The organism is Patescibacteria group bacterium (assembly GCA_041645165.1).
Lineage (GTDB): Bacteria > Patescibacteriota > Patescibacteriia > 2-02-FULL-49-11 > 2-02-FULL-49-11 > 2-02-FULL-49-11.
This window is the reverse complement of sequence record JBAZQN010000040.1, coordinates 1-2,864: the sequence shown is the minus strand read 5'-3', so window position 1 is coordinate 2,864 and position 2,864 is coordinate 1. Positions and strand designations below refer to the sequence as shown.

The 2,864-nt window shown below is 48.2% G+C and carries 2 protein-coding genes; both read left to right on the top strand.

Translation table 11 applies throughout. The features are described 5' to 3' along the window. Positions 1-2,582, top strand: a 2,582-nt coding sequence (locus WC659_07295; protein ID MFA4873701.1) for a hypothetical protein, incomplete at its 5' end; no start/stop codon positions are given. Further along, positions 2,572-2,775: a hypothetical protein gene (locus tag WC659_07290; protein ID MFA4873700.1), complete on the top strand. Its 204-nt coding sequence runs from the start codon at positions 2,572-2,574 to the stop codon at positions 2,773-2,775. The genes WC659_07295 and WC659_07290, both read left to right, overlap by 11 nt. Positions 2,776-2,864 lie beyond the last annotated feature (89 nt).

The following is a 2,864-nucleotide window of genomic DNA, read 5'->3' as shown; positions in this document are numbered from 1 at the left end:
CGCCGAGCGACACCGCGGCGGTTGACGCGGGGACGAGTACTCCGGCAACCGACACTAATTTATCATTCACCGACGACATGGACGGCCAACTGCGTCGTCAATGGGACATTGGCGCGGATGAGGGGAGTGTGGAATATGTGACAAGTGTGATGCAGTCGGGCGGGAACTTTTCTACTTTGTCCGCCTGGGAGGCGGCGAACCAGGTTGATTTGGCGACGACCTCAACTGCTGTTTTTTCTTTATCAAGTGCAACAGGCACCATTCCTGCAAACGCTTCGGTGGTCGGTCTCACCTCCGGCGCGGTTGCAAGTACCACTGTCGGCGCGAGCGCCAGCGCAACTTCAACACAAATTTTACTTTATAATATAGCCTCTTCAACCTTTATTTCCGGTGAACGCATCTACATCAAAGGTGGCGCCACCACCTCAAACTACGCCATCCTCTCCAACGCCGGCAACCCCGCCATCGCCACCGCCAAAATAGACGGTGCGTGGACGGGTGCGGATACGACGCAAGTTTCTATTAACGGCTGGACGACCGGTCCAACCAATTATATAAGAATTTATACCACTCCAACCGCCAGGCATCAGGGTAAATGGGATGACAGTAAATACCGTTTGGAAGTGAGCAACAGCACACTCCTCGTTTATGAAGATTATGCCAATTTTGAAGGGCTTCAATTAAAGATAACCCGTGGTGATGCCGCTACTGTCACGGGAATTTCTATGGGCGCAAGTACGGCTGGAGCAGTAAATAACATCAAGGGTTGTATTATTAGGGGAGTTATAAGTGGGGCAGCCAACGGTAATGGAATAAGCGGTGCGGATGTCGATAGAACAATCAATATAGAAAACTGCGTCATATACGACATGACTGGAACGGTAAGCAGTGCAATAACAAATACTTATTCCAGAATCAATGCTTACAACATTACGGTCAATAATTCCTATTACGGTTTTTCCAATTCATATAATTATGATGCTTCTCGCCATATTGCAAAAAACAGCGGATTTGCTTCAGTTACGATACCTTTCTATAATACTTGGATACAGACAGCTATTTCAACGGCGAATCCAATTTTTGTAGATGAAGTAAACGATGATTTTCATTTAGCTGTGAATGATACAGTCTGGAAAGACGGAGGTACTGATTTATCTACCTCAACAACTTCGCCTTTTTATATTGATGATATAGATGGACAAGCGCGCGGCGCACAGGCAACCTCAACCGCCGGCGGGCTTGGTTGGGATATCGGCGCGGATGAGGGGGCGGCGATAATGTATCGGTCGGTGGGGAATACCTCGGCTGCGCTCGGTACAGGCGATACTCTGACTGTCAGCTCAAGTACAGCCACTTTCAGCGCACCGCAGCCCGGTAATATAGGGGTGGGTGATGTTGTTCAGTATGGAAATCCCTTAACTCTCGCCTTTATCACCGGTCGTTCGTCATCTACCGTATATTCAATCGTTTCAGCGACCAGCAGTTACCCAATCGCCACCACTTCGGCCAGCGCCAGCATCTACCGCGCGCATACATTATTAAATAACTGGCAGACGCAGACAACCGCAACCGTAAATCAAAGCATTGATTCGGGCCTGCGCAGTCAAGTCCTGGTCGCCCGCGACCTTGTCGCCAGTAATACCGCCATGTTCGTCCCCGCCTATGCTTCCAGCTCGCCGGATACGACCGCGGTTACTATCAGCGGTTGGACAACTGGGCCGGGAAATTATATAAAAATTTATACACCCGTCACATCTTCAGAGGTCGGTGTTAGCCAAAGACATCAAGGGAAGTGGGATGATAGTAAATATAGATTAGAAATATCATCAGTTCAAGGCATATCAATTTCAACGAATTATATCTGGATTGACGGCATTCAGGAAAAGATAACCGCATCAGCGGGAAATAATAAGAATGGCATATCTACCGTTGGTATAGTATCGGGGGCGGGAATATTCAAAATGTCTAACAATATTTCCGTGGGGGTGATTAGCGGTACGGTCGACTTGACTTGCGCTTTAAGTGATCGTCCCAATTCTTTGGTCGTTTCTTACGTCTGGAACAATATAACTTATGGTTGGATTAGGTCTGGCACACCTTCAATTTTGTGCGGTCTATATTTAGATGGCGGTACAGGTTATTTTTACAATAATACCGATTACGGTAGCTATCAAGGTATCTATCAGGGTGGCGGAACGATTGTAGTAAAAAATAATATTGTACAAAATAATAATACAGGTTTTTATGGGACATTTAGTGCAACCTCTACCGGTAATCTTTCTCAAGACGCGACCGCCCCAGCATACGGTATTTATTATCGTAGCAAAACCGTAAATTTTATCGATGCCGCCAACTATGACTTCCACCTCGGCCGGACCGATGCGTCCGCACGAGATAAGGGCGCTGACTTGTCGGGGGACATCTGGATTCCCGCCTCCGCGGGAATGACAAAGGACATCGACGGCGACGCCCGCCCGCAGGGTCCGGCTTGGGACATTGGGGCGGATGAGGCGGTTGATGCGCCGGATTTTCAGATGAAGGGGAATATAAAATTTAAGGGAAATGTGAAGTTTGTGGATTAACACTGACCTCACCCTACCCTCTCCTTCGCAAGGAGAGGGGGAATGCGACCTCACCCTACCCTCTCCTTCGCAAGGAGAGGGGGAATGCGACCTCACCCTACCCTCTCCTTCGCAAGGAGAGGGGGAATGCGACCTCACCCTACCCTCTCCTTCGCAAGGAGAGGGGATAATAGGCGTAGGGTGGCTTAATTGAATTAAAAAATATCATAAAATAAGCTATGAAAAACACAAAAATCGCGCTTTTTGAGGGCAAAAAAATCAGACGGCATTGGGACGACGAAA